At 52.1% G+C, this 25,720-nt stretch carries 22 protein-coding genes; 6 read left to right on the forward strand and 16 right to left on the reverse strand.

Annotation, left to right across the window (positions count from 1 at the left end; translation table 11 throughout):
- Positions 1-65 precede the first annotated feature (65 nt).
- The 5 genes from mglB to HV346_RS15245 all read right to left on the reverse strand — a co-directional run bounded on the left by mglB (position 66) and on the right by HV346_RS15245 (position 5,632).
- The gene (gene mglB, locus HV346_RS15225) at positions 66-1,064 is read right to left on the reverse strand and encodes a galactose/glucose ABC transporter substrate-binding protein MglB (RefSeq protein WP_181620137.1); all 999 of its coding nucleotides are present in this window, start codon (positions 1,062-1,064) and stop codon (positions 66-68) included.
- Positions 1,065-1,358: 294 nt separating this feature from the next.
- Positions 1,359-2,381, reverse strand: a complete 1,023-nt coding sequence (gene galS / locus HV346_RS15230; protein WP_181620138.1) for an HTH-type transcriptional regulator GalS — start codon at positions 2,379-2,381, stop codon at positions 1,359-1,361.
- Positions 2,382-2,536: 155 nt separating this feature from the next.
- Positions 2,537-3,694: a DUF418 domain-containing protein YeiB gene (gene yeiB / locus HV346_RS15235; protein ID WP_181620139.1), complete on the reverse strand. Its 1,158-nt coding sequence runs from the start codon at positions 3,692-3,694 to the stop codon at positions 2,537-2,539.
- 17 nt (positions 3,695-3,711) lie between these two features.
- Entirely contained in the window at positions 3,712-4,380 is a 669-nt protein-coding gene (gene folE / locus HV346_RS15240) for a GTP cyclohydrolase I FolE (RefSeq protein ID WP_181620140.1), read from the reverse strand.
- Positions 4,381-4,498: 118 nt separating this feature from the next.
- Complete coding sequence (locus tag HV346_RS15245; RefSeq protein WP_181620141.1) at positions 4,499-5,632, reverse strand: YbfB/YjiJ family MFS transporter; 1,134 nt, start codon at positions 5,630-5,632, stop codon at positions 4,499-4,501.
- Positions 5,633-5,769: 137 nt separating this feature from the next.
- Here HV346_RS15245 and fghA point away from each other — a divergent pair, with 137 nt between their 5' ends.
- The gene (gene fghA, locus HV346_RS15250; protein ID WP_181620142.1) at positions 5,770-6,606 is read left to right on the forward strand and encodes an S-formylglutathione hydrolase; all 837 of its coding nucleotides are present in this window, start codon (positions 5,770-5,772) and stop codon (positions 6,604-6,606) included.
- A 49-nt stretch (positions 6,607-6,655) separates the two neighbouring features.
- Here the strand turns inward: fghA and cirA are convergent, their stop codons facing one another.
- From cirA to yieE, 3 genes are all read right to left on the reverse strand, one after another.
- On the reverse strand, positions 6,656-8,626 hold the full coding sequence (gene cirA, locus HV346_RS15255; protein ID WP_181620143.1) for a catecholate siderophore receptor CirA: 1,971 nt from the start codon (positions 8,624-8,626) through the stop codon (positions 6,656-6,658).
- A 293-nt stretch (positions 8,627-8,919) separates the two neighbouring features.
- Positions 8,920-10,389: an amino acid permease gene (locus tag HV346_RS15260; protein WP_181620144.1), complete on the reverse strand. Its 1,470-nt coding sequence runs from the start codon at positions 10,387-10,389 to the stop codon at positions 8,920-8,922.
- A 171-nt stretch (positions 10,390-10,560) separates the two neighbouring features.
- Complete coding sequence (gene yieE / locus HV346_RS15265) at positions 10,561-11,427, reverse strand: DNA-binding transcriptional regulator YeiE (RefSeq protein ID WP_181620145.1); 867 nt, start codon at positions 11,425-11,427, stop codon at positions 10,561-10,563.
- A 98-nt stretch (positions 11,428-11,525) separates the two neighbouring features.
- On the opposite strand from yieE, the gene HV346_RS15270 reads away from it, so the two are divergent.
- The 3 genes from HV346_RS15270 (at position 11,526) to HV346_RS15280 (ending at position 14,591) form a co-directional block, all read left to right on the forward strand.
- A complete protein-coding gene (locus tag HV346_RS15270) occupies positions 11,526-12,572 on the forward strand; it encodes a YeiH family protein (RefSeq protein WP_181620146.1) in 1,047 nt (348 codons plus the stop codon).
- 64 nt (positions 12,573-12,636) lie between these two features.
- Entirely contained in the window at positions 12,637-13,494 is an 858-nt protein-coding gene (gene nfo / locus HV346_RS15275) for a deoxyribonuclease IV (protein WP_181620147.1), read from the forward strand.
- Positions 13,495-13,496: 2 nt separating this feature from the next.
- A complete protein-coding gene (locus HV346_RS15280; protein WP_181620148.1) occupies positions 13,497-14,591 on the forward strand; it encodes a sugar kinase in 1,095 nt (364 codons plus the stop codon).
- Between the two features lie 43 nt (positions 14,592-14,634).
- On the opposite strand, the gene HV346_RS15285 is transcribed toward HV346_RS15280, so the two are convergent.
- From HV346_RS15285 to fruB, 6 genes are all read right to left on the reverse strand, one after another.
- Positions 14,635-15,888, reverse strand: coding sequence for a NupC/NupG family nucleoside CNT transporter (locus HV346_RS15285; protein WP_181620149.1), 1,254 nt, complete (start codon positions 15,886-15,888; stop codon positions 14,635-14,637).
- Positions 15,889-15,984: 96 nt separating this feature from the next.
- Positions 15,985-16,920 (reverse strand): pseudouridine-5'-phosphate glycosidase, encoded by a 936-nt coding sequence (locus HV346_RS15290; protein WP_181620150.1) that lies wholly within the window; start codon positions 16,918-16,920, stop codon positions 15,985-15,987.
- A complete protein-coding gene (locus HV346_RS15295) occupies positions 16,908-17,849 on the reverse strand; it encodes a pseudouridine kinase (RefSeq protein ID WP_181620151.1) in 942 nt (313 codons plus the stop codon). The genes HV346_RS15290 and HV346_RS15295 overlap by 13 nt, the downstream gene beginning before the upstream one ends.
- Before the next feature lie 286 nt (positions 17,850-18,135).
- Positions 18,136-19,821: a PTS fructose transporter subunit IIBC gene (fruA, locus tag HV346_RS15300; protein WP_181620152.1), complete on the reverse strand. Its 1,686-nt coding sequence runs from the start codon at positions 19,819-19,821 to the stop codon at positions 18,136-18,138.
- A 16-nt stretch (positions 19,822-19,837) separates the two neighbouring features.
- Positions 19,838-20,776: a 1-phosphofructokinase gene (gene fruK, locus HV346_RS15305; protein ID WP_119937029.1), complete on the reverse strand. Its 939-nt coding sequence runs from the start codon at positions 20,774-20,776 to the stop codon at positions 19,838-19,840.
- Entirely contained in the window at positions 20,776-21,906 is a 1,131-nt protein-coding gene (gene fruB / locus HV346_RS15310) for a fused PTS fructose transporter subunit IIA/HPr protein (protein WP_181620153.1), read from the reverse strand. Before fruB ends, fruK begins: the two co-directional genes overlap by 1 nt.
- A 359-nt stretch (positions 21,907-22,265) precedes the next feature.
- Between fruB and setB the strand changes: the two genes are divergently transcribed.
- A complete protein-coding gene (gene setB, locus HV346_RS15315) occupies positions 22,266-23,447 on the forward strand; it encodes a sugar efflux transporter SetB (RefSeq protein ID WP_181620154.1) in 1,182 nt (393 codons plus the stop codon).
- Here setB and HV346_RS15320 read toward each other — a convergent pair.
- Positions 23,444-23,698: a YkgJ family cysteine cluster protein gene (locus HV346_RS15320; RefSeq protein WP_181620155.1), complete on the reverse strand. Its 255-nt coding sequence runs from the start codon at positions 23,696-23,698 to the stop codon at positions 23,444-23,446. The two genes, setB and HV346_RS15320, sit on opposite strands and share 4 nt — an antisense overlap.
- Before the next feature lie 165 nt (positions 23,699-23,863).
- Here HV346_RS15320 and yeiP point away from each other — a divergent pair, with 165 nt between their 5' ends.
- Positions 23,864-24,436: an elongation factor P-like protein YeiP gene (gene yeiP, locus HV346_RS15325; RefSeq protein ID WP_006176435.1), complete on the forward strand. Its 573-nt coding sequence runs from the start codon at positions 23,864-23,866 to the stop codon at positions 24,434-24,436.
- A gap of 48 nt (positions 24,437-24,484) precedes the next feature.
- Here yeiP and uxuA read toward each other — a convergent pair whose 3' ends face one another.
- Positions 24,485-25,675: a mannonate dehydratase gene (gene uxuA, locus HV346_RS15330; protein ID WP_181620156.1), complete on the reverse strand. Its 1,191-nt coding sequence runs from the start codon at positions 25,673-25,675 to the stop codon at positions 24,485-24,487.
- Positions 25,676-25,720: the final 45 nt, after the last annotated feature.

Raw genomic sequence — 25,720 nt, forward strand, 5'->3', positions numbered from 1 at the left:
GGCCTCGCATATCGCGTTATAAAAGGGCGCAACGAATTGCGCCCAGTGGAGACATTTCAAATCACTTATTTACCGATAAACTCAGCCAGGTTTGACTGGTCTACGCCCACATAAGGTACGCGAACGATTTTATTTTCGATTTTCCAGTTAGTGCCATCAGCCGCACCTTTACCTTCAGCCAGGTTTTTAGCCAGATCGAAGCTTGCTTTTGCCTGGTTGTTGGCATCGTTCAGCACCGTACCGGCCATCGCGCCAGATTTAACCAGTGCCAGTGCTTCTGGTAATGCATCCACACCAAATACCGGAATGGAGGATTTGTTGTGCGCTTTCAGCGCTTCAACCGCACCCATTGCCATCGCATCGTTGTTGGCGATAACCACTTCGATTTTGTTCGCATTCGGGCCAGACAACCATGCATCCATCTTATCTTTTGCCTGAGCGGTATCCCACATTGCGGTATCTAACGCCAGTTGCTGCGTTTTCAAACCTTTATCATTCAGCTCTTTGATCACGTAGGTGGTACGTGCTTCAGCATCCGGATGGCCTGGTTCACCTTTCAGCAGAACAAACTGAATCTGACCATCTTTATTCAGATCCCAGTTCGGGTTAGCGGCCCAGTGTTTGGCAATCAGATCGCCCTGGATAATACCGGATTCTTTGGAATCAGTACCCACATAGAAGGCTTTGTCGTAGCTGTCCAGCGCTTTGCGAGAAGGTTCTTTGTTGAAGAACACAATTGGCACATTCTGCCCACGCGCTTTCTCGATTACCGTACCTGCCGCAGCCGGGTCAACCAGGTTGATAGCCAGTGCTTTCACACCTTTCGCCAGCAAAACGTCGATCTGATCGTTTTGTTTGGACTGGTCGTTCTGGGAGTCGTTCATCAGCAGCTGAACGTCTGGCGCTGCCTTAGCATCTTTCTCGATAGCTTTACGCACAACAGACATGAAGTTGTCGTCGTATTTATAGATAGTCACACCAATACGGGTTTCCGCAGCGTGCGCTGCTGCACCAAAAAGCATGCTTGCCATAACAGCAGACAGAGTCAACACCTTCTTATTCATGGTATCTCCGGTTTTTTTATGCAGGGTAGTTCTTGTGAATAACGGTCGGCGGGCAGATGTTAATAAAACGTTTCTGTCAGCCGAAGTTCACTTATAAAATTTCTATCTTCCGTGTTCGGTAACGCTCCAGAAATGCGTTTTATTGGTTGTTTGTGGCTGCCTGGCTATAGTGAAAGTGATTAATCACCGTTACATAGCGTTTCAGCTCCTAAAACGCTGACATCATAGTCAGCGCATTGTTAAGATACTGTGAATTTACTCACAGATTGAAAACGGTTACATCACCCTATGTAATCAGTTAGTGATCGGAGCCACAATTTGCCGAATAGAAACTGAGTGACGTCGTACTAAAGTCGGCATGAAACAGTGTGTTGCGTTAGGATCCTGCAGCCCTGCTGCGCCCTGTAACGCCAGCTCTGTTGCCAGTTTCGCCATCGAGGCAATGGGGTATCTCACTGTAGTCAGTTGCGGATCGGTGTAACGGGCAATCGGGATATCGTCAAAACCAATCAACGACAGATGCTGTGGCACAGCAATCCCATTGTCTTTCAACGCCGTTAGCGCGCCTGCGGCCATGTTATCGTTATAGGTAAAGACCGCCGAAAGCTGGAGATTTCGACCAAGCAACTCGACCATTGCCGCTTCTCCCCCTTGCATATCCGGCGTCCCCGTGCCAACCCAGCTCTCAAGGGGCACAATGCCGTGCTCTTTCAACGCATTTTGCCACCCTTCACGACGCATATCTTCGTCTTCAATAGAGTGGCTGGAAGCCAGATAACCGATACGCTGATGACCATTATTAATGAGCATGCGTGTTGCCATCATCGCACCACTCACGTTGTCCAACCCAACACAACGATGGGCATAGCCAGGGACGATTCGGTTGATCAATACCATACCTGGGATCTGTTCCATAAACCCGGCCAGCTCTTCATCACTTAACGCTTTTGAGTGAACAATCAGAGCGTTACAGCGTTGACGAATCAGTACTTCAATGGCATGACGCTCTTTTTCAGCCTCATGATAGCTGTTACCGATCAAGACATATTTTTGATGCTGCTGGGCAACAACATCGACAGCCTTCACCAGCGCACCAAAAAAGGCATCCGATACGTCCATTACCACCACGCCAATGGTGTCGCTCACCTGAGTAGCTAATGCCTGCGCATTGGCGTTAGGTCGGTATCCCAGTTGCGTGACGGCTTTCATCACTGTTTCACGGGTTTCAGGGCTAACCAGCGCGCTGTTGTTCAGCACGCGGGAGACAGTAGCAACAGAAACGCCCGCCTGGCGGGCGACGTCACGAATGGTGATCATGTTCACCATCCTTCAAAGGATTGCAGCAACTCACAGACACCCCCTGTGTTTAGCAAGGTGGCTATTTTGGCAGCGAGAGAGAGGGGACTACGTGAAGAAGGTCACACTGATGAAAACGGTTACATCCGTTTTGTTAATGATTGTGATCCAGATCGTTATCTGGATGTATTACTCAATGATACACCTGAAGCATGTATGGTTAATTGTCGCCATACCCACTCCAGTGGCCCCTGGCGGAAATAGCGCAGCCAGATAACGGAAAACGCCACATTGACTGCCCAGACCGGAATAACAAACGCCAGTAGCCCAAGACGGTCGAACTTCATAAACAGGCCAAAACGATAAAACAGTGTCGTGCAAATGAGCGTTTGCAGAATGTAATTGCTTAGCGCCATCCGTCCCACGCACGCCACTGCACTCACGAGTCTGGAGCGACACAGTTGCGGCCAGAAGCCATAAATCAACGCCGCGTAGCCGATAGTCTGAAACGGTGCACCCAGCTCACGCGGAACCTGAAGCAGAAATGCACACCACCGATAGTCCCAGTGAATGTACCATTGCGTCACGATCGCAGGCAGATTGATCAGGACACCGAGTAAAACCAGTCCTGCACCTGTCCAACGGTAATGCCGGAGACTGAATTCGCCCTTCAGCCAACCCGTGCGCATCAACGCAGCCCCCATCAACATCATTCCCGCCAATTGCCAGCCATACTGCGCACCCAACGCGAGGAGGTTATCACCCAGCATATCCGCGCGATTACCGATCGCTTCTGCACCCCCTTTGAACTTCCAGAATTGCTCGTACTGGAGATTAGCCGCATCCGGGATCCACGAACGATTGGTTGCTCCACCTGAAATCATCCCCAGCAGAAGCAAAACGGCAATGCCCATCAAATACAACATCACGCCAGTGTTAAACAGGCTTTTCACATTGTGGGCGTCGCGGATCATTCGCCAGCAGATCAATCCCACCAGCCCATAGGCCAGCAAAATGTCGCCATCCCAGAAAAACAACCCGTGGATAAAACCGAGAATAACCAACAGCGTCAGACGCGACTGGATCCAGCGTTTGCCACGTTTAAGCAGCATTTGCAGACCCGCGCCAAACAAGAGGGCGAAGAGAGTGAGGAATTTAACCTGCGCGAAGAGATCGAGCACAGCCCAGGTCCAGGCATCACGACGGGTAATGTCGCCATACCACGCAGGATTAAGATAGGCAGCCTTCGGCAGGCCAAAGGCGCTGATATTTAGCAGCAGGATACCGAGAATGGCGACGCCGCGAACAAAATCGAGCGTGACGTTTCGCTCCATGTACCCTGCCCTGTGTATTAGTTGTGGTGACGCACGGCGCGCAGGAACTCCTGGCGGGTGTTCTGGCTTGATTTAAACAGACCGCCCAGTGAGGTCGTGGTGGTCGCACTGGTGGCATCACGAACGCCGCGCGCTTTCACACAATAATGAACCGCGTCGATGGACACTGCCACGTTGTTCGTTCCTAACAATGTTTGCAGCGCTGTCAGGATCTGCTGCGTCAGACGCTCCTGCACCTGCGGACGCTGGGCAAAGAACTGGACGATACGGTTAATCTTGGACAAACCAATCACCGTCTCTTTCGGGATGTAGGCGACGGTCGCTTTGCCATCGATGGTGACAAAGTGATGCTCGCAAGTGCTGGTCAGCGTGATATCGCGTACCGTCACCATTTCATCGACCTTCATCTTATTTTCGATAACGGTAATTTTCGGGAAGTTAGCGTAATCAAGACCAGAGAAGATCTCGTCAACATACATTTTGGCGATGCGGTGCGGAGTCTCCATCAAGCTGTCATCGCTCAGATCGAGATTCAGCAGTTGCATGATCTCGGTCATATGCCCGGAAATCAGACGCTTGCGTGTTTCATTGTCAATTTCATTGACTGGCGGACGCAGTGGTGTTTCGAGACCGCGCGCCACCAGGGCTTCATGGACCAGGGCAGCTTCTTTACTGAGTGATGGCATTCTTGTCTCCTGCAGGTGTGACTGTCTTTTGCCCTCGTTGTGGCAAAAGTGTGCGCTCATTGTGCGTGAGGTAGCACACATAATCCAGTATTCACGACGATAATTATTGCAATTGTTGTTACCTTTCGGTTTGTCGGTTCCAGACTAATGCCCCTCCAACAAACAACGCAACGCCCGCAAGCCCCAACGCAGGCTCAAGCCGGTGCGTAAACCAGGTGGATAGGGCTGACGTGACGGGGCCAATGAGCTGCCCGATTGCGTAGCCTGTAGTGAGCAATCCCGCCATATAGCGTGTGTACTCTGGAGCCAGTTCACGGCCATAGAGTAAGGAGAGCTGAACGGCACATAAAAATCCGCCGCCCACCAGCAACCCACCCGCTAACAGACCGCTGAGACCCGGCAACAGCCAGGCAGCCAGTACACCGACACCCTGCAACCACAAGACAATAGCCAGCCGGCGATTGGATGATGAGGTATGCCGAAGCGCAATACTGAGCGCAATCCCCACCACCGCGGCTGCACCAAAAAGCGGCCAGACAAATTGTGCGAACAGACTGCCCGGAAAACGCGCTGCGGCCATTTGTGATAAAAACGTCGCCGGAAGGATATAACCGAACCCGGCCAGACTATAACTCCAGACCAGACGCCGTAAATCGACCGTGAGGATGAGGGGTTCAGGTGCGGTTTCCGGTCGGTGTAGCTGCCCCGTACGCGGAAGGTAACGCGCCACCAGGACAATTAAAACCAGCGCCAGCACCCCATAAATTTGCCAGGCTGCGCCGGCAGAGAGCGCTCGCGACTGGATATAAACCGCCAGAAACCCGCTCAGGGCGATGCCCGCTCCAGGGCCTGCAAATACCGCCGCACTGAGACCAGGTTTGCCCAGTTGTCCAAGCCGTTCATTTGTCCAGGCCGCAATCAGCACCATGGACCAGCCGCTCATGCAGCCAATCACAAAGCGAATCAGACCATGAATAATGGCGTTATCCGCAAGAGCAGAGAGCAGCGTGAGCGCTACCGCGCCGAAAATCCCGACGTACAGCCGGGTTTCAACGAAACGGTGCGCACGCATCGCGTCCCATGCGCCCACCAGATACCCCAAATAGTTCATCGCGGCCACCAACCCGGCGCTGGTTAAAGTGAGTTGTCCGGCCGCAATCATCAGTGGAACCTGAGGTGTAAAGGCAAAACGACCGATCCCCATCACCACGACCAGAACGACAAACCCGCTGAGCGCAATACGCAGCGCCATGGCCACTCCAATTGTTAAAAATAAGTAAATTTATGATGCCGTATAGTGCCACAGAGCGAAAGTGAAAGTTGCTCACAGGTAAATGAAAACGCTGTATTATGGCTTTAATGAAGATCAATTCGTACAAGGAGCCTTGCATGGAACTGCTCGAAGAGCACCGTTGTTTTGAAGGTCGACAGCAGCGCTGGCGGCACGACTCCACCGTGCTGAACTGCGCCATGACGTTCAGCATTTTTCTGCCACCAACAGATGAAGGCGTGAAACCTCCCGTTCTGTTCTGGCTTTCCGGTTTAACCTGTAATGACGAAAATTTCACGACCAAAGCAGGCGCGCAGCGAGTTGCCACAGAGTTGGGAATTGCCCTGGTCATGCCGGATACCAGCCCGCGCGGCGACGGGGTGGCAGACGATGCCGGATACGACCTGGGTAAAGGTGCTGGTTTCTATGTGAATGCCACCGAGCAACCCTGGGCAAGCCACTACCGGATGTACGATTACATCCGCGATGAATTACCTGCGCTGATTCAGCGTGAGTTTGACGTGAGCGAACGTTGTGCGATAAGCGGTCACTCAATGGGGGGACATGGGGCGTTGATCCTGGCGCTGAAAAACCCTGGAAAATTCACCAGCGTGTCAGCGTTTGCGCCAATAGTGAACCCGGCTCACGTGCCGTGGGGGCAAAAAGCGTTCACGAATTATCTGGGTGATGATGCGGAAAAATGGCAGGAATGGGACAGTTGTGCATTAATGCTGGCAAGCCCGTCGGAAAATGCCCTTCCTGTGCTTATCGATCAAGGCGATGCCGATCAGTTCCTCGCGGGACAGTTACAACCTGCCGTGCTTGCAGAAGCAGCACGCCAGAAAGACTGGCCGCTCACGTTACGCATTCAGCCAGGCTACGATCACAGCTATTATTTCATCGCATCGTTTATTGAAGATCATCTCCGCTTCCATGCGGAGCATCTGTTGAAGTAAATAAGCGCACCGCTGCCCGGTCGCACAGTGCTGACCGGGCATCTTTACATCAGAACTGGTAATCCACCGCCATAAAGTAACGACGGCCATCTTCCGTATAGCTGTAGTCGTCACGGCTGAGATCTTTATCCAGCAGGTTCTGGACACCCGCGCGAAGCTTAACGTTTTTCGTTGCCTGCCACGCGCCACCAGTATTCCACACAACATACCCTCCCGGTGTCGCCGCGCCATCAGTGATGGCACGTTTTTCACCGGTGTAGTTACCCTGCACGTAGAATGACCAGTCTTGCGTCGCCTGCCAGTCAACCGTGCCATTCGCGGTATGGAACGGAAGCTCAGACAGTGGCTTGTTATCACCATTACTGATATCACGCCCATCGTTGTAGGTGTAATTCAGCGTCATTTTCCAGTCTTCAGCCAGCGGGAATTTCAGTTCCGTCTCGACACCACGAATACGGGCCTTGTTGACGTTGTAATAACGGAAAATAGGCTCCCCGTCGGCGTTAAGCCCCACATAGTTCGGGTAGCTTTTTGCCTGCTTCACATTTGCCGTGCGGCTGATGCTAATACGGTCATCCACATCATTCTGGAAGGTGGTGATACTGGCCTGAACGCCTTCTAACCAGCCCTCTTCCCCGGCATAGTAAAGACCCAGTTCGAAGCTTTCACTGGTTTCAGGTTTCAGATCCGGGCTACCGACAATTTCACATGCACCACGGCAGGAACCGGTTGTCCAGTCAGGGCTTAACTGCAACAGCGATGGCGCTTTAAAGGCCGTCGCCCAGCCGCCCTTCACCGTCACGGTGTCGGTGGCGTTATAGACCAGATACGCACGCGGACTCCAGTGGTCGCCATACGTTTCGTGATCGTCCATTCGCACGCCAGTGGTCAACGCCAGCGGCTCAAAAATACGCCATTCATCTTCAATGAAGAGAGCGTACTGGCTTGCAGAGGTTTTGCTGCTGGAGCCACCCGTCAGGTTAACCGGATCGCTGAGCTTGTCGTGACGCCATTCACCACCGAAGGTAAACATCTGGTTAATCGGGCTCAGCGGCAGCACGAATTTTCCGTCTATGGCATTGCTTTCAGAGGTGATCGCACTGCTGTTGCCCGGGTTCTTATTATCCACTTTCTCGCCGTAGAATTTCAGCTCGCTGTTACCCACATCCCAACGGCCATTATGGCTCAGGGAGTAGTTCTGGCGCTCCAGGCGATTTTGGTCGAGAGAGTCTGAATCGCGATCCTGGCGGTCAAAGCCGTAACCTGCTGTGAAATCATGGTTTTCACTCGGCGTCCAGGCGAACTCAACGTTGGCATCACGGCTGGTAAAGCCTTCGATACGTGGCGTTTCGCCGGTTGCGGAAGTTGCAGATTTCTGTTGTTCGTCTTTTTCACGTTTAGACAGGCTACCAAAAGCTTTCAGCCCCAGTACGCCATCGACCAGCGGACCGCTGGTATAAAACTGGCCGTTGTAGGTATCACCGCGATCGCGATGTTCCTGAATAGTCGTGTCTGCCGTCAGCGTACCGGTCCATTTTTGACCAATTTTCTTGGTAATAATGTTAACCACGCCGCCCAGTGCATCTGAGCCATACAGTGAGGACATTGGCCCGCGAACCACTTCGATGCGTTCAATTGCATCCACCGGGACCCAGTTAAGATCGAAGTCGTTATGACGGAAAACAGCATTGCGGGAGTTAACGCGTTTGCCATCCACCAGGATCAGCGTATAGCTGCTGTCGAGGCCACGGATGCTAACGCCTTTACGGTTGTCACCTTCGTTCGTGAGCTGCACGCCTGGAACGTCCTGTAACACATCTTTGAGATTCTGAACGGGTTTGCGTTGCAAATCTTCCTGGGTGATCACGCTGATACTGGCCGGTGCGTCTTTCAGGTTTTGCTCGGTCGCCGATGCCGTCACGACCATCGTGTCGCCGGATTCTGCTGCGATGACAGGCAGTGCCAGGGACATTGCGGACGCACAAAGTCCTCCCCTGACGAAGGGATTCAACCTAAACATTCCATATCTCCATGAGGTAAAAACAACTAAATCAAATAATTATTGCTCACAGTGCCGTATATACCGCCTGCATCTTTGGCAGGTCGATCATCTCTTTATTTGCAGGTGTGGCAGCAATATCACTGCCCTGATAAAGGGGGTGATACCGAGTCCTTCATCCTTTTTGATTACGGCGTAACGATAAAGCAAACGATAACCATTATCAATTTAATTGTTAGGAATCATGTCAAATTTACATAATATGGAGATAAAAAAACCCGCTCAAATGAGCGGGTTAAGAGAGAGGAAGTGCATTATTTTTTAAATCGTTCCGGAAATTCCATTTCACTGTAGCGAACGAATTGGGTTCCTTTTGTCAGTTTGTAGCCAAACCAGATAATCAGGAACAGCGGAATACCAATGTAGGTTGCCGTGACAGCGCCCCAGTCAATAGTGTCCGCAAGGAAAGCTTCATAGTTCTGTCCCAGGGTAATAATCAGGCACAGCACGAAGGCGAAAATCGGCCCCAGCGGGAAGAACCCGGAGCGGTACGGCAGATTGTTCAGATCATGGCCCTGCATAACGTAGCCACGACGGAAGCGATAATGGCTAATGGCAATACCCAGCCAGGCAATAAAGCCCGTCATACCCGAGGTATTAAGCAGCCACAGATAAACCGTCTGGTTACCGAACATTGACGTCAGGAAGCACAGACCGGCAATCACCGTCGTGGCATACAGTGCATTACGCGGTACACCGCCACGAGACAGTTTGGCGAAAATACGCGGGGCTTTCCCATCGCACGCCAGGGTGTAGAGCATACGGGTCGACGCGTACATACCGGAGTTACCCGCAGACAGTACGGCCGTCAGGATCACCGCATTCATCACCGCAGCGGCGGAAAGCAGGCCTGCGTGCTGGAACACCAGCGTGAACGGGCTAACGCTGATGTCTTTCACATCGTTACGCAGCAGGCTAGGATCCGTGTAGGGAATGATCAGGCTGATAATCAGAATGGCAAACACATAGAACAGCAAAATTCGCCAAAACACCTGGCGTACTGCGCGGGGGATATTCTTCTCAGGATCTTCAGATTCACCCGCCGCGATACCAATCAGTTCCGTCCCCTGGAAGGAGAAACCGACAATCATCGCCACACCAATCATGGCCGAGAAGCCACCGGCAAACGGCGCATCGCCAATACCCCAGTTGCTCCAGCCAGCAGGTTCCGCACCTTTGAAGATGCCAACGATCATCGCCACGCCCACCACAATAAAGATGATGACGGTAGCCACTTTGATCAGTGAGAACCAGTATTCTGCCTCACCAAAGCCGCGCACAGAGATGTAGTTGAGCAAGAAGATCACACAGAGGAAGATTGCACTCCAGATCCAGCCTGGCGTATCCGGGAACCACCAGGTCATCACCAGCTGCGATGCCACGAGGTCAACGGCGATGGTCACAGCCCAGTTGTACCAGTAGTTCCAGCCGAGCGCGAAGCCGAAGCCTTCTTCGACATACTTCTGGCCATACGTTGAGAAAGAACCGGAAACAGGCATATAGGCTGCCAGTTCACCGAGACTGGTCATCAGGAAGTACACCATCAGGCCAATCAGAATATAAGAAAAGAGTGCCCCACCCGGGCCCGCAGCAGAAATTGTCGCCCCAGAGGCAACAAAAAGACCTGTGCCGATGGATCCGCCAATCGCGATCATCGTCAGGTGACGCGCCTTGAGTTCACGACGTAGCGTGGGCGCTTCTGTGGTTTTAATTTCTGAAACCATGTGAAAATGCTGTCCATTCAAAAAACGAGGCGAGATTGTAGCAGACGATACGCATTCCTTCTGGCAGAAATGCGCTGTTATAAGAGAGCTTCATGACTGGCCTGGAATTATAAGCAAAGCATGAATCTGGTCGCCGCGCCTTCCCCGCAGAGAAGCGCGCAACGGAATCATTTAGATCTCGCAGTAACGCAGGAAACGTTGCAGGGAGTTGGAAAGATGCTTTTGTCGATGATGGATACACCACAGCGTACGGACCAGTTTTGGTAGCGGAACCGGAATTTCGACCAGCGTACCGGACGCTAATTGCTCGGCAATGACCCGCCGGGACAGACAGCTGATCCCGAGGCCATGACGCACGGCATGCTTGATTGCTTCAGAATTACCCAGTTCCATTCCCAACTGGAATTGCGGCAAATGCGACAGCAGCAGGTAATCGACAATTTCTCGCGTACCGGAACCATGTTCACGCAAAATCCACTGCGCCTGCGCCAGCCTTTCCAGCGTGACTTCCCCCTGTCGAAGAGAAGATGCCGGAGAGGCAAAGACCACCAGTTCATCTTCAAGCCAGGGTTCAGCAATAATATCGACGTTATGGCATGGGCCTTCAATGAGACCAATATCAACCCGAAAATCGATAACGGCAGTAATAACATCCTGACTGTTACCTACGCTCATCTCCAGCGGCAAGGTCGGGAAATCCCGGCGATAACGAGCAATCACCTCCGGCAGGATGTAGTTGCCAATCGTACTGCTGGCATAGACACGGATCGCGCCGTTATCTTCGCGGAACAGTTGTTCTATTTCTGTCGCCTGCTCCAGTAGCGCCAGCGCGCGCGGATACAACAGGCGGCCATGCTCATTAACGACCAGTCGCTTCCCTACCCTGTCAAAAAGCTGAACTCCCAGTTGGCCTTCGAGATCGGTCAACGCGGCGCTAACCGCTGACTGAGACAGAGCCAGCATCTGTGAGGCCTGCGTTGTTGAACCGCTTTTCAGCACTTCAGCAAAGACTTCAAGCTGACGCAATGTAATGTGCATGGTTGCTTACCACTTATAAAGATTAATTATAAATATATAATCAATTTTATTTTTAAGCCAGAGCACCGTAACCTTTTATCCAGAGAAAGGAGAAGGTTATGACAGAACTCACCCTACAGAATCATCGTACATTGTGGCACTTCGTGCCGGGTCTTGCGCTCAGTGCCGTTGTCACTGGCGTAGCATTATGGGGCGGCAGCATTCCTGCCGTAGCGGGCGCAGGTTTCAGTGCCCTGACGCTGGCTATTTTGCTCGGCATGGTTGTCGGGAATACGGTTTACCCGCATATATGGAAATCCTGCGACGGCGGCGTGATATTCGCCAAGCAACACCTGCTGCGGCTGGGCATCATTCTTTACGGCTTTCGCCTTACCTTCGCCCAGATAGCCGATGTTGGCGTCAGCGGAATTGCCATTGATGTCCTGACACTGACCAGTACCTTTTTACTGGCCTGTTTTATCGGTCAGAAAGTATTCGGGCTGGATAAACAAACCAGCTGGTTAATTGGCGCGGGGAGCAGTATTTGCGGTGCAGCGGCAGTACTGGCAACCGAGCCCGTGGTCAAAGCAGAATCCAGCAAAGTGACTGTTGCGGTCGCGACGGTAGTGATTTTCGGCACGCTGGCCATTTTCCTTTACCCGGCGATGTATCCGCTGGTTGCTCACTGGTTTAGCCCGGAAACTTACGGCATCTATATTGGCTCGACGATGCATGAAGTCGCGCAGGTGGTTGCTGCCGGCCACGCCATTAACCCTGATGCTGAAAATGCCGCCGTGATTGCCAAAATGCTGCGCGTCATGATGCTTGCACCGTTCCTGATTATTCTGGCGGCTCGTGTTAAGCAACTCGCCCCAGTGGGCAGTAACCAGAAGAGTAAAATCACCATTCCGTGGTTTGCCATTCTGTTCATTGTGGTGGCGATATTTAACTCCTTCCACCTGTTGCCAAAATATGTAGTGGATATGCTGGTGACACTGGATACCATCCTTCTGGCAATGGCGATGGCGGCTCTTGGAGTCACGACCCATGTCAGTGCACTAAAAAAAGCAGGTGCGAAACCACTGCTGATGGCGCTGGTGCTTTTCATCTGGCTCATCGTAGGCGGGGGGGCAATCAACCTGGCCGTTCATAGCCTGATGGCATAAACCACTACATCCTTCTCCTGTTAACCCGCTATCATAAGCATTTCGGGTTAACAGGAGTCCCTTTATGAAATATGTTGGAGCGCACGTGAGTGCTGCTGGTGGCCTTGCGAATGCCGCCATTCGCGCCGCCGAAATCGAGGCGACCGCTTTCGCCCTGTTTACCAAAAACCAGCGCCAGTGGCGTGCCGCCCCCCTCACCACTGAAACCATCGACGATTTCAAAGCGGCCTGCGAGAAATACCATTTTGGGCCTGGTCAGATCCTCCCCCATGACAGCTATCTGATTAACCTCGGTCATCCGGTTGAAGACGCTCTGGAAAAATCACGCGAAGCTTTTCTTGATGAACTGCAGCGCTGTGAACAACTGGGGCTGACGCTGCTGAACTTCCATCCGGGAAGTCATCTGATGCAGATTGACGAAGACGCCTGTCTGGCGCGTATTGCGGAGTCGCTCAATATCGCCCTTGCCCAAACCAAAGGCGTGACGGCAGTCATTGAAAACACGGCCGGACAAGGCAGCAATCTTGGGTTCAAATTCGAACACCTGGCCGCCATTATTGACGGTGTTGAAGATAAATCTCGCGTCGGCGTCTGTATTGACACTTGTCATGCCTTTGCCGCCGGGTACGACCTGCGCACGCTCGACGAGTGCAAAAAAACCTTTGCCGAATTTGATCGCATTGTCGGTTTCAACTACCTGCGTGGAATGCACTTAAACGATGCCAAAAGTGCCTTTGGTAGCCGGGTTGACCGCCACCACAGCCTGGGCGAAGGCAATATCGGCCACGATGCTTTCCGCTTTATCATGCAGGACGACCGTTTTGACGGCATTCCGATGGTGCTCGAAACCGTGAATCCGGATATCTGGGCAGAAGAAATTGCCTGGCTAAAGGCGCAACAGATTGAAAAGGCGGTTGCGTAATAATGAACGACAGAGAGAAGCAGATACTCAAGATCCTGCGTCGTAATCCACTTATTCAGCAACATGAAATCGCCGATATTTTGCAGATCAGCCGTTCTCGTGTTGCCGCGCATATCATGGATTTGATGCGCAAAGGGATGATCAAAGGTAAGGGCTATATCCTTACTGAGCAGGAATACTGTGTGGTGGTCGGAGCTATCAACATGGATATTCGCGGTGTCGCAGATATTCACTATCCGCAGGCCGCCTCTAACCCAGGCAGCATCCACTGTTCAGCCGGTGGCGTGGGACGAAATATCGCACACAACCTGGCGCTGCTGGGGCGTGATGTGCATTTAATCTCAGCCGTTGGCAGCGATTTTTACGGTGAAACGCTGCTGGAGCAGACACGCCAGGCTGGCGTGAACATATCCAGTTGCATTCGTCTGCACGGGCACAATACGTCGACCTATCTCTCTATCGCCAATCAACAGGAAGAAACGGTACTCGCGATCAACGATACGCACATCCTGCAAAAGCTAACGCCGCAGTTGCTGGACAGCTCCCGGGATTTGATTCGTCACGCGGGTATCGTGCTGGCAGACTGTAACCTCACACCCGAAGCCATTGAGTGGGTCTTTACCATTGCGGATGATATCCCGGTCTTTATCGATACCGTGTCTGAATTCAAAGCCGCGAAAATGAAAACCTGGTATTCCCGAATCCACACGCTTAAACCGACACAAAAAGAGCTGGAGATCCTCTGGGGACAGCCTATTCACACCGATGCAGAGATGACAGAAGCCGTTAACGCGCTGCACCAGCAAGGCGTCGAGCACATTTTTGTGTGCCTGAAAGATGAATCGGTCTTTTGCAGCCGGAAGAATGGTGAACAGTTCCTGCTCTCACCTCCGCCCCATACGGTCGTTGACAGCTTCGGAGCCGATGACGGTTTTATGGCGGGATTGATCTACAGTTTCCTGGAAGGGAGCGATTTTCGAGACAGTGCGAACTTCGCGATGGCCTGCGCTGCGTTATCCCGTGCCAGCGTCAGTATTAACAACCCAACCCTTTCTGCTGATAACGCGCTGTATCTGTTACAAACGACACAAGCCTGAACAAAGTACCGGATGACCCGCCCATGGGATCATCCGGTCACATTTATTGTGACAAACCGATAAAGAACCCGGCAATGGTGGCGCTCATCAGGTTAGAGAGCGTTGCTGCTGCCAGCGCCCGCATGCCCAGTTGAGCGATTTCCGGCGCACGCTTCGGTGCAATGGCAGAAAACGCGCCAACCACGACCCCAATGGAGCCAAAGTTTGCGAAACCGCAGAGAGCAAAAGAGATAATGGCGATCGTTTTACCATCCAGCATTCCGGCCGTTTGCAGATACGGTGAAAAACTGAGATAGGCTACGAACTCGTTAATTGCCAGTTTTTGCCCAATCAGGCTTCCGGCAAGCGTCGCATCACTCCAGTCCACCCCCATGATCCAGGCGAGGGGAGCCAGTACATAGCCGAAGATCCCTTCCAGCGTCGCATGACCAAAACCGAACCAACCACCAACGCCGCCAATAATCCCGTTGATCAGTGCAATGATGGCGACAAAAGCCATGACGACCGTGGCCACACCCGCGGCGATTTTCAGTCCGGTCATCGCCCCTGTCGCTGCCGCTTCAATGATGCTTTTGGGTGGGGTGTCGGTGAATGACAGGTTTTCAAAGGTGACTTTTGACTCTTCCGTTGCCGGGCTTAACAAACGCGCAAACAGAATACCGCCCGGAATGGCCATCAGTGATGCTGCCAGTAAGTAATCAATTGGGACACCCATTCCGGCATAACCGATCATCATTGACCCTGCAATGGAAGCCATCCCACTGCAAATTGCGGTGAACAGTTCATTGCGGTTAAGACGCTCAATAAACGGCTTCACAATTGCCGGGATCTCATTTTGACCGAGAAAAATCGTCGTTACGGCAACAAATGACTCGATTTTACTGATGTTGAGCGCTTTCTGAAAAATGCCGCCAAGAATGCGGATAAGCAGGCCCATCACGCCAATGTAATAGAGCAAACTGATCAACGCAGTAACAAAGATGATGGCAGGCAATACACGGAAAGCGAAGATGAATCCCGCGCCATCAAACAGCACATCCATCTTTGGCCCAACCAACGAGCCAAAGATAAATGCACTCCCCGCATCACTGTAGGACATCACCTTATGAACCCCCAGTGCAGCCTGTTCAACCAGCCATTTCCCAGGCGGGAAATAGAGCATAATTCCGCCAATGGCTATTTGTAATATCAGTGCTGCCCCCACAGTCCGAAGACTGATCCGTTTTTTATTGACTGACAGCAGGTAAGCGATTGCCAGTAATACCGCCATACCCACCACACTTCTCATCATGTCCATAATGGTTTTCCCTTCATGCCAGGAAACCCGGCGCAAACGCCAGGTTTTAGTATGTTTGATATTCGTGGGCGACCGCTTTCTGCCCGAAAAGTGCTGTCAGGAGAGGCGTTGATATTCCTTCGCAATCTCGCAGGCCAGTATCGCGTTGTTGAACACCAGTTGGATATTGGACTTCAGGCTATCGCCGCCAGTGAGCTCAGCGACACGAGCCAGCAGGAACGGCGTACTTTCTTTGCCCACCACCCCCTGTTCTTCCGCTTCCTTCACCGCCTGATCGATAGCTGCATTGATTTTCCCTTCCGCCATCGCAAACTGTTCCGGAATAGGGTTGGCGACCACCAGACCACCGTTGAGACCGGTTTGCCATTTCACCGCCATTGCGCGAGCGATCTCTTCTGGGGTATCCAGGCGAATACTCACCTCAAACGGACTGGTACGGCAGAAAAATGCCGGGAGCGCTTTTGTCTGATAACCAATTAATGGCACGCCGAAGGTTTCTAAATATTCTGTGGTTAATCCCAGGTCGAGAATAGATTTCGCCCCCGCACAAACGACGGTGACATTGGTATGTGCCAGTTCCTGAAGGTCGGCTGAAATATCAAATGTCTGTTCTGCTCCACGATGAACACCACCAATACCGCCGGTTGCAAAAACATGAATCCCCGCAAGAGCGGCAATAATCATGGTTGAAGCCACGGTGGTTGCGCCATTTTTCTTTGCCGCCACAACGAATGGTAAATCCCGGCGACTGACTTTCGTTACACTGTGGCCTTCACGTCCAAGTAATTCAATTTCCTCTTTACTCAGGCCGACTTTCATTACGCCGCCAATAATAGCGATCGTCGCTGGGACCGCACCATGATTACGAATGGTTTGCTCAACCTCAATCGCCGTCTGCGCATTTTGCGGAAAAGGCATTCCGTGAGAAATAATCGTGGATTCCAGCGCAACAATCGGCTTATTGTGTTTTAGTGCTTCCTGTACTTCTGGTGAAACCTGTAATAACTCAGAACTCAGATTTAATTCAGACATTCGGTTTTCTCCACTAACGAGGTCACATTCGTAACAGATAAATCAGGATTATTGGTATATTCACAGGCAAGCGCCATTGATGAACAACCTTGTGCAAATCGAACAGAATCGATAAAAGACACGCCGTCAACCCAGCAGGAAACAAGCCCGGCCATCATGGCGTCCCCGGCTCCGGTCACATTAATCACGCGGGTTTGAATCGGTAATGACCAGCCGCTCTCGCCATCGATGTTGCTGTAATAGACGCCATCGCCTCCCATACTCAACACCAGACGGGTTAGCCCATTTTCATGGAACCAGGCGGCAACTTTCCCGACATCCTCCCGGCTGGAAAGTGCGATACCACTGAGTGTTTCAGCTTCCAGACGATTAGGTTTCAGGGTATGGATTTTGCTAAGCTGTTCACGAATTTTGATGCACTTCCAGGCGGAAACGGGGTCAACAAATACGGGAGCACGTCCTGCATTTTCAAGTATCCAGGTCAGTGCATCTTCACTGATATTGCAGTCTGCGACAATGGCGGCTGCCCCACGAATAAACTCAGCATGCCGGGATAAAAACGCCACTGAAATATGTTCTGAGATAGTCATATCATTAATCGCTACCAGCATCTCACCGGTATTATCGAGTAACGATAAATAACAGGATGTGTTCTCTCCAGAGACCAGTAAGCTCTTATCCACATGCACACCGGATTGGCGAGTTTGCGCCAACAATGATTGACCATATGAATCATTGCCGACTGCCGTCAGTAGCCAGGAGTTTTTACCCAGAAGCGCCAGATTATGTGAAATATTCCGTCCAACACCCCCTGGAGTAAATTTTATCTTGCCTGGGTTTGAATCCGCATAATTGAGTGAGGCATGCGAATACCCGGCAACATCCATATTGGCCGAGCCTATCGTTACTATGTATTCATTTTCATGCATAGCACATCCCCCGGTAATAAATCGCCATAACGATACGTTATTCAATAATGCTCAATGCAAAACAAAAACATATTATGAGCACGTGTTCATATGCAAACATGTGCTCATAATATGCGTACTTTTGACAAAGTAAATCGATCATGCGGATCTATAGCAAATAGATATGAACAGAATCACATTTTTTTATAGAGACACTTTGAGAGGAAAAGGAAAGTTGAGAGGTGGGGCACACATTAGAAACAAAAAAAGGGCAGAGAAAACTCTGCCCTTGAAGATGTGAGTGAAATCAGGCTGCTTTTGCGACCGCTTCCACTTCCGGACGTTTCAGTACAGCGTAGGAGAGACCTGCGACCAGCGTACCAGCAATGATTGCCAGCAGATAACCCACTACTGGGGTGATTGCGCCAGGGATCAGCAGAACAAACAGACCGCCGTGTGGAGCCATCAGTTTCGCACCAATTGCCATGGAGATAGCACCGGTCACCGCGCCACCAACGATACAGCAAGGCAGAACACGCATTGGGTCACGAGCAGCAAATGGAATCGCACCTTCGGTAATAAAGCACAGACCCAGTACCAGTGCCGCTTTACCGCCTTCCTGCTGCGCTTTATCAAATTTACGACGCGCAATGATCGTCGCCAGACCCAGTGCAAGTGGCGGAACCATGCCGGCAGCCATGATAGCAGCCATCGGCGCATAGGTTTGGGTACTCAGCAAGCCGACACCAAAGGCGTATGCCGCTTTGTTAACCGGACCACCCATATCGGTACACATCATGCCGCCCAGAATTGCACCCAGCAGAACAGCATTCGCTGTACCCATGGTTTGCAGCCAGTGAGTCAGACCCGCCAGGATACCCGCAACCGGTTTACCGATGAGGTAAATCATCGCCAGGCCTACCACCAGGCTGGAAATCAGCGGGATGATCAGGATGGGTTTCAGCGCTTCCATACTCTGCGGCAGTTTCAGTTTTGAGCTAATCAGCTTCGCAACATAACCCGCCAGGAAACCAGCAATGATACCGCCGATAAAGCCAGAACCTGTACTCACAGCCAGCATACCGCCGATGAGACCTGGAGTCAGACCTGGGCGGTCAGCAATTGAGAACGCAATAAAGCCAGCCAGAACGGGAACCATCAGCGCAAACGCTGAACCCCCACCAATCTGCATTAATGCTGCAGCCAGCGTACCTTCTTCTTTAAACGCCGTAATACCAAACGCAAAGGAGAGTGCAATACACAGCCCGCCTGCCACCACCATCGGCAGCATATAAGACACCCCCGTCAACAGGTGACGGTACGCGCCAGCAGACTCTTTCTTACCTTCGGTCGCAGACTGAGTGCTCCCAGTTGCCTGGTATGGTTTCGCCTCCGCCAGCGCTTTATCAAACTCCTGTGACGTCTTTTTCAGCGCCAGGCCAGTAGAAGTGCGGTACATCGGCTTACCGGCAAATTTCGCCAGATCCACTTCGATATCCGCCGCGACAATCACCAGATCGGCTTCAGCCACTTCTTCAGGAGTGATTGCATTGCCCGCGCCTACGGAACCACGCGTTTCAACTTTTACCCACCAGCCACGTTTTTTGGCTTCCGTTTCAATAGCTTCAGCCGCCATGAACGTATGTGCCACACCGGTAGGACATGCAGTGATAGCAACAACACGTTTCGGGCCTGCTGCCGCAACCGGAGTCGCAGCAACAGGTGCGCTGTACACCGTTGCGTGGCCTTTGGCTTCGCTCAGGAACAGCTCCGGATGCGCCACTGCGCGGTTGATATCGCCCAGCCACACTTTTTTGCCATTCAGCGCGCTATCCGCCGGGATTTTGTCTCCCAGCACGATAGCCAGTTCGGCCTCGCCTGGGTTGTCAATAATGTCCAGATTTGCTTTATTTGCCGCCGCTCCCAGCAAGGTCTTCGCCATATAGGCGCGAGCCTGTCCAAGACCGGAATCAATGATCAGCAGCGTTTTCATTATGCCTCTCCTGCTGTTAGTTAAAGGGTTTTAAGTCAACGCGCGCCATCATCGCGGCCAACTGGGTACGATCGGTAATACCGACATTGCTCTGGCTCACGGCCAGGGCAGCAACGGCGGTAGCAAGACGTAAAGTATGTTCACTGGATTCGCGCATCAGCAGACCGTAAATCAGACCGCCAACCATCGAATCCCCTGCGCCAACGGTACTCACCACTTCAACCGACGGCGGTTTGGCGATCCATTCGCCAGATGCGTTAACCCACAACGCACCTTCTGCTCCAAGCGAAATCACAACATGAGCAATCCCCTGCTCACGCAGCGCATGCGCAGCTTCAATCACATCTTTTAATTCTGGCAGCTTACGGCCCGCCCAGATCTCCAGCTCGCGGCGATTTGGTTTGACCAGCCACGGTGCAGCTTTCAGACCAGCGACCAACGCATCACGGCTACTGTCGAAAATAATGCATGGGCACTGGCTGCGCAGACGCGTCATCCAGTCGGTGAACGCTTCCGGGCTAACGCCAGACGGCAGGCTGCCGCTCACGCACACCATGTCGAACTGTCCCAGCCAGGTCAGAGAATCGTTAACAAAACGCTCCCAGTCGGAAGGGGTCACTTCGAAACCCGAGAAGTTCAGGTCGGTGACTTCTCCGTCTTTTTCCGTCAGCTTAACGTTGATGCGGGTACGGCCTTGCACCACCTGAAAACGGTTAGCAATACCCAGCTCGCTGAACAGTTGCTGGAAACCGTCCTGATTATCTTTACCGAGGAAACCGCCAACAGTGACATCAATACCAAGGTCTTTAAGGACCTTCGCGACGTTGATCCCTTTACCCGCAGCATGCAGGCCTGTGGTACGTACGAGGTTAACTTCACCACGCTCAATTTCAGGGCAGAAACCCACCAGGTCGTAAGCCGGATTCAGCGTAATAGTCGCAACACGTCTGCTCATTATGCGCCCTCCCCCAGACCCGCCGCGATGGCATCGCCAATTGCTTTCAGCGCCTGTTCAGCATCTGCGCCTTGTGCGGTGAACCGCAGACGGTGGCCTTTTTTCACGCCCAGAGCGACAACTTTCATCAGGCTACGGCCATTGGCCGGCTTGCCCGAACCATCCAGGTTCGTTACGGTGATCTCACTTTCGAACTGTTTGATGGTGTTAACCAACATTGTGCCTGGACGGGCATGCAGGCCGTGTTCGTTGCGCACCACAAACTCCGCGTTCAGGACATCGTCAGTCAATGCATCATCGCTGGTTAACAGCGCCAGCACAGTGGCTGCATCAGCATTCAGCAATTTTTCAGCTTTATTATTTAGCAGCAGATCACCCAGACGCTTCAGCACAGACACCGGCTGCTCATCAGCCATCGCCACGGTGACGAGCATCGCTGCACGTTCACCTTCGACATCAAATGCAGAAGCTGCACGGCTGACGGCGATTGCGCTACGCAGATTACCTTCAGCACTGTCGTTCAGCCAAATACCCTGACCCAGATTCAACGGCTTATCATTAATAGCATGGGTCACAAATGCCGTATCTGCCGCACCAACCTCTTTAAGGCGGCCGGCATTCAGCGCCTGCAGCGTCACCAGATCGGTAGCGGCAACATCAAGCGTCAGCGTTTCGTTATCCAGTTTCAGCGCTTCGCTCTGTTTTTCGCCCATCAGCAATGCACGCAGTTCTTCAGCCGTCGTGGCAGATTGCAGTTGTTCCGCTACGGAGTCATCACTCAGCACGTGCGTCAGCTGACGCAGCAGGCCTAAGTGTTCGTCGCTACTGGCAGCAATGCCGATAGCCACATAAGCCACCTGCCCGTCACCCCACAGTACGCCTTGCGGGAACTGATAAACCTGAACACCGGTTTTCAGCACCTGATCGCGGGTGTCGGTTGTGCCATGCGGAATAGCGATGCCATTGCCGAGGAAGGTTGAGGTTTGCTGCTCACGCGCAAGCATACCGTTAACGTAGCCATCAGCAACGTTGCCCGCCTGTACAAGCGCAGCGGCGACCTGACGAATGGCCTCTTCTTTATTCCCGGCCTGTGCGCCCGGGTGGATATCCTGAACAGATAACTGGAACATGGTTCTCCTCTCCTGCTGAACTTGAATCGTTTCAGCTACAATGAGAAAAAATGCGCTAACCTGTTCAGTCAGTTAAAACAAGGTAGCGCTGAAACGTTTCAAGAAGTCTTGCTCTTTCTATAAGGTCTTGCAAGGAAAGTTACATTTCTCATTTCAGAAGTTAGATGTGCAGCACATTTCTTCTCCGTTCAACTCATTTTTGCTGACGTTCAGCAACCCTCCTTCAGCAGACATCAGCAAGAAGATGTAACTTGAAATGCCATTTTGATTTTTTGTGGCGAATTTGACCGCAGCATCTGTTTATTTTCTGACAAGCGGCGTACACTCCGCGTCTCTCGATAAATCGCTGATATAGAAACATGCACAACACCCCCGCTGCCGCCTCACCAAAGCCTTTTGATTTGACGTCAACGGCGTTTTTGATTGTTGCCTTCCTCACCGGGATCGCCGGTGCGTTACAAACTCCAACGCTCAGTCTGTTTCTGACCAACGAAGTCCACGCTCGTCCGGCAATGGTTGGCTTCTTTTTTACCGGAAGCGCCATTATCGGCATCCTGGTCAGCCAGTTTTTAGCCGGTCGCTCAGATCGAAAAGGTGACCGTAAAAGTCTTATCGTTTTTTGCTGCCTGCTGGGCGTTTTCGCCTGCCTTTTGTTTGCATGGAATCGTAACTATTTTGTACTGTTGTTTATCGGAGTTTTCCTGAGCAGCTTCGGTTCGACTGCTAACCCACAAATGTTTGCCCTTGCCCGTGAACACGCCGACCATACCGGCCGTGAAGCTGTGATGTTCAGTTCGATCCTGCGTGCCCAGGTATCGCTGGCATGGGTGATTGGCCCTCCGCTGGCCTACGCGCTGGCAATGGGTTTTGGCTTTACGGTGATGTACCTGAGCGCGGCTGTCGCTTTTGTGGTATGCGGCCTTATGGTGTGGTTCTTTTTACCGACCATGCGTAAAGAGCCAAAACCCGTGACTGGCTCACTGGAAGCGCCTCGCCGCAACCGACGTGATGCATTACTCTTATTTATAACCTGCACGCTGATGTGGGGCACAAACAGCCTGTACATCATCAATATGCCGCTGTTTATTATTGATGAACTGCATCTGCCGGAAAAACTGGCAGGGATCATGATGGGTACTGCCGCCGGGCTGGAAATCCCAACCATGCTGATTGCTGGCTATTACGCTAAGCGCTTCGGAAAGCGTTTTTTAATGCGCATTGCCGCCGCTGCCGGTTTGTTGTTCTATATCGGCATGTTAACAGTACACACCCCGGTACTGCTGCTGGGTTTACAGTTGCTGAACGCTATCTATATTGGGATTCTGGCCGGGATCGGCATGCTTTACTTCCAGGATCTGATGCCAGGCCAGGCAGGTTCAGCCACCACGCTGTATACCAATACCACCCGCGTGGGCTGGATCATTGCGGGTTCAATGGCGGGTGTTGTGGCTGAGATCTGGAGTTATCACACCGTCTTCTGGATTGCGCTGGTGATGTGCATCCTGACAATTGGCTGCCTGACACGGATTAAAGACGTTTAGGGCGCAGTGAGCGATTCCAGCTCAAGAAGATACGTCATTGCCTGTGTACGTGTGTTACCGCACATTTCTCCCGAAGGCTGAAGCCCCGCGCAAACCGCCGGGCGCAACGGTGAGGCAAAGATGAGACAGAGATTGCTTTCCGACAACTGAACACAACGCGTATTTGCAGGCTTGCCATGCGGCATCCCCGGTATAGGGCTTGAAATGGACGGTGCAATACAGCACGCGCCACAGTCTGGACGGCAATCCATAAATGCTCTCTGTCAGTGACGAAGACCCGTACAGCCGGGCATGGCGCGCACAGTAACACCTTTTTCGTATTGATAGCAAAAGCCACGAATTCCTCTTGCCTGAAAGGCTGCGCACGAGTAATTTGGCGCGATATTTTTGACCTCCCCGTGAACAGGATTACTGCAATGCCAAGAGCGAACGAAATTAAGAAAGGTATGGTACTGAATTACAACGGCAAACTGCTGATTGTGAAAGACATTGATATTCAGGCCCCGAGCGCCCGTGGTGCAGCAACGCTGTACAAAATGCGTTTTGCCGATGTCCGTACTGGCCTGAAGGTTGAAGAACGTTTTAAAGGTGATGATATCGTTGATACCGTAACCCTGACCCGTCGCTATGTTGATTTCTCTTACATTGACGGCAATGAATACGTTTTCATGGATAAAGAAGATTACACCCCGTACATCTTCACCAAAGATCAGATTGAAGAAGAGCTGCTGTTTATTCCTGAAGGCGGAATGCCGGATATGCAAGTTCTGACCTGGGATGGTGTGCTGCTGGCGCTGGAGCTGCCTCAGACTGTGGATCTGGAAATCGTTGATACAGCACCGGGTATCAAAGGCGCGTCTGCAAGTGCGCGTAACAAACCCGCCACGCTGACTACAGGTCTGGTGGTTCAGGTTCCTGAATACCTCTCTGCTGGCGAAAAAATTCGCATCCATATCGAAGAAAAGCGCTATATGGGTCGTGCAGACTAAAACGAAAAACCCGGCGAAAGCCGGGTTTTCTTTTTCCTGAAACGGCCTTTACAGCAACTCAGGATACTTCGTCATCTTCAGTGCCAGTTCCACACCGCGCACTTCAGCCATCCCTTTCAGACGACCAATCGCCGAATAGCCTGGGTTGGTTTTCTTACGCAGATCGTCCAGCATCTGATGTCCGTGATCTGGACGGAATGGGATAGGACGCACATCCCCTGCCTGTTTACGGCGTAACTCTTCAGCCAGAATAGCGTCAACCACCGCAACCATGTTCACATCGCCGCCCAGGTGTGCCGCTTCATGGAAAGTTTTTGGGTTCTCTTCACGACAGGTCGCGCGCAGGTGGGTGAAGTGAATACGATCACCAAACGTTTCAATCATCTGAACCAGGTCGTTATCGGCGCGCACACCATAAGAGCCTGTGCACATCGTAAACCCGTTATAGATGCTGTCAGCAGTCTCTTTCAGCCACTGCATATCGTCAATGGTTGAAACGATGCGTGGCAAACCGAGAATGGGACGCGGAGGATCATCCGGGTGAATCGCCAGACGAACGCCAGCCTCTTCCGCCACCGGCACAATAGCACGCAAGAAATACGCCATATTCTCGCGCAGCTGATTTTTATCGATATCACCGTATTCCGCCAGTCGTGCGCGGAACTGATCCAGGGTGTAGCCCTCTTCCGCCCCTGGCAGGCCCGCAATGATGTTACGGGTCAGTTTTTCAATATCGGCTTCACTTGCTGCAGTAAACCATGCCTGCGCCTGCTGCTGCTCTTGCGCGGTGTAGTCCGCTTCAGCACCTGGACGCTTAAGGATATGCAACTCGAATGCAGCGAACGCAATCTGATCGAAACGTAACGCTTTTGAGCCATCTGCCATCTGATACTCAAGGTCGGTACGCGTCCAGTCCAGAATGGGCATAAAGTTATAGCAGACAGTGTCAATGCCACAGGCGGCCAGGTTACGGATGCTCTGCTGATAGTGAGCAATCCAGGTCTCAAACTCACCGGAATGCGTTTTGATATCTTCATGAACAGGAATGCTTTCGACGACAGACCAGGTTAGGCCTTTTTCTGCCAGCAGCGCCTGACGCTGCTTGATTTCCTCGACCGGCCAGACCTGGCCGTTAGGAATATGATGCAGCGCCGTCACGACACCCGTAGCGCCTGCCTGACGCACATCATCAAGAGAAACCGGATCGTTCGGCCCGTACCAACGCCAGGTTTGTTCCATTGCCCACCCCTTCAAGTTGTTATACCAATATGTGTTACCGTGATG

The sequence above is a fragment of the Enterobacter sp. RHBSTW-00994 genome, assembly GCF_013782625.1.
In the GTDB taxonomy this organism is placed as follows: Bacteria; Pseudomonadota; Gammaproteobacteria; order Enterobacterales; family Enterobacteriaceae; genus Enterobacter.

Bases quoted from the DNA above. Each gene is read 5' to 3' on its own strand.
- mglB (WP_181620137.1), bottom strand. From the start codon at position 1,064: ATGAATAAGAAGGTGTTGACTCTGTCTGCTGTTATGGCAAGCATGCTT.
- galS (WP_181620138.1), bottom strand. From the start codon at position 2,381: ATGATCACCATTCGTGACGTCGCCCGCCAGGCGGGCGTTTCTGTTGCT.
- yeiB (WP_181620139.1), bottom strand. From the start codon at position 3,694: ATGGAGCGAAACGTCACGCTCGATTTTGTTCGCGGCGTCGCCATTCTC.
- folE (WP_181620140.1), bottom strand. From the start codon at position 4,380: ATGCCATCACTCAGTAAAGAAGCTGCCCTGGTCCATGAAGCCCTGGTG.
- HV346_RS15245 (WP_181620141.1), bottom strand. From the start codon at position 5,632: ATGGCGCTGCGTATTGCGCTCAGCGGGTTTGTCGTTCTGGTCGTGGTG.
- fghA (WP_181620142.1), top strand. From the start codon at position 5,770: ATGGAACTGCTCGAAGAGCACCGTTGTTTTGAAGGTCGACAGCAGCGC.
- cirA (WP_181620143.1), bottom strand. From the start codon at position 8,626: ATGTTTAGGTTGAATCCCTTCGTCAGGGGAGGACTTTGTGCGTCCGCA.
- HV346_RS15260 (WP_181620144.1), bottom strand. From the start codon at position 10,389: ATGGTTTCAGAAATTAAAACCACAGAAGCGCCCACGCTACGTCGTGAA.
- yieE (WP_181620145.1), bottom strand. From the start codon at position 11,427: ATGCACATTACATTGCGTCAGCTTGAAGTCTTTGCTGAAGTGCTGAAA.
- HV346_RS15270 (WP_181620146.1), top strand. From the start codon at position 11,526: ATGACAGAACTCACCCTACAGAATCATCGTACATTGTGGCACTTCGTG.
- nfo (WP_181620147.1), top strand. From the start codon at position 12,637: ATGAAATATGTTGGAGCGCACGTGAGTGCTGCTGGTGGCCTTGCGAAT.
- HV346_RS15280 (WP_181620148.1), top strand. From the start codon at position 13,497: ATGAACGACAGAGAGAAGCAGATACTCAAGATCCTGCGTCGTAATCCA.
- HV346_RS15285 (WP_181620149.1), bottom strand. From the start codon at position 15,888: ATGGACATGATGAGAAGTGTGGTGGGTATGGCGGTATTACTGGCAATC.
- HV346_RS15290 (WP_181620150.1), bottom strand. From the start codon at position 16,920: ATGTCTGAATTAAATCTGAGTTCTGAGTTATTACAGGTTTCACCAGAA.
- HV346_RS15295 (WP_181620151.1), bottom strand. From the start codon at position 17,849: ATGCATGAAAATGAATACATAGTAACGATAGGCTCGGCCAATATGGAT.
- fruA (WP_181620152.1), bottom strand. From the start codon at position 19,821: ATGAAAACGCTGCTGATCATTGATTCCGGTCTTGGACAGGCTCGCGCC.
- fruK (WP_119937029.1), bottom strand. From the start codon at position 20,776: ATGAGCAGACGTGTTGCGACTATTACGCTGAATCCGGCTTACGACCTG.
- fruB (WP_181620153.1), bottom strand. From the start codon at position 21,906: ATGTTCCAGTTATCTGTTCAGGATATCCACCCGGGCGCACAGGCCGGG.
- setB (WP_181620154.1), top strand. From the start codon at position 22,266: ATGCACAACACCCCCGCTGCCGCCTCACCAAAGCCTTTTGATTTGACG.
- HV346_RS15320 (WP_181620155.1), bottom strand. From the start codon at position 23,698: ATGGATTGCCGTCCAGACTGTGGCGCGTGCTGTATTGCACCGTCCATT.
- yeiP (WP_006176435.1), top strand. From the start codon at position 23,864: ATGCCAAGAGCGAACGAAATTAAGAAAGGTATGGTACTGAATTACAAC.
- uxuA (WP_181620156.1), bottom strand. From the start codon at position 25,675: ATGGAACAAACCTGGCGTTGGTACGGGCCGAACGATCCGGTTTCTCTT.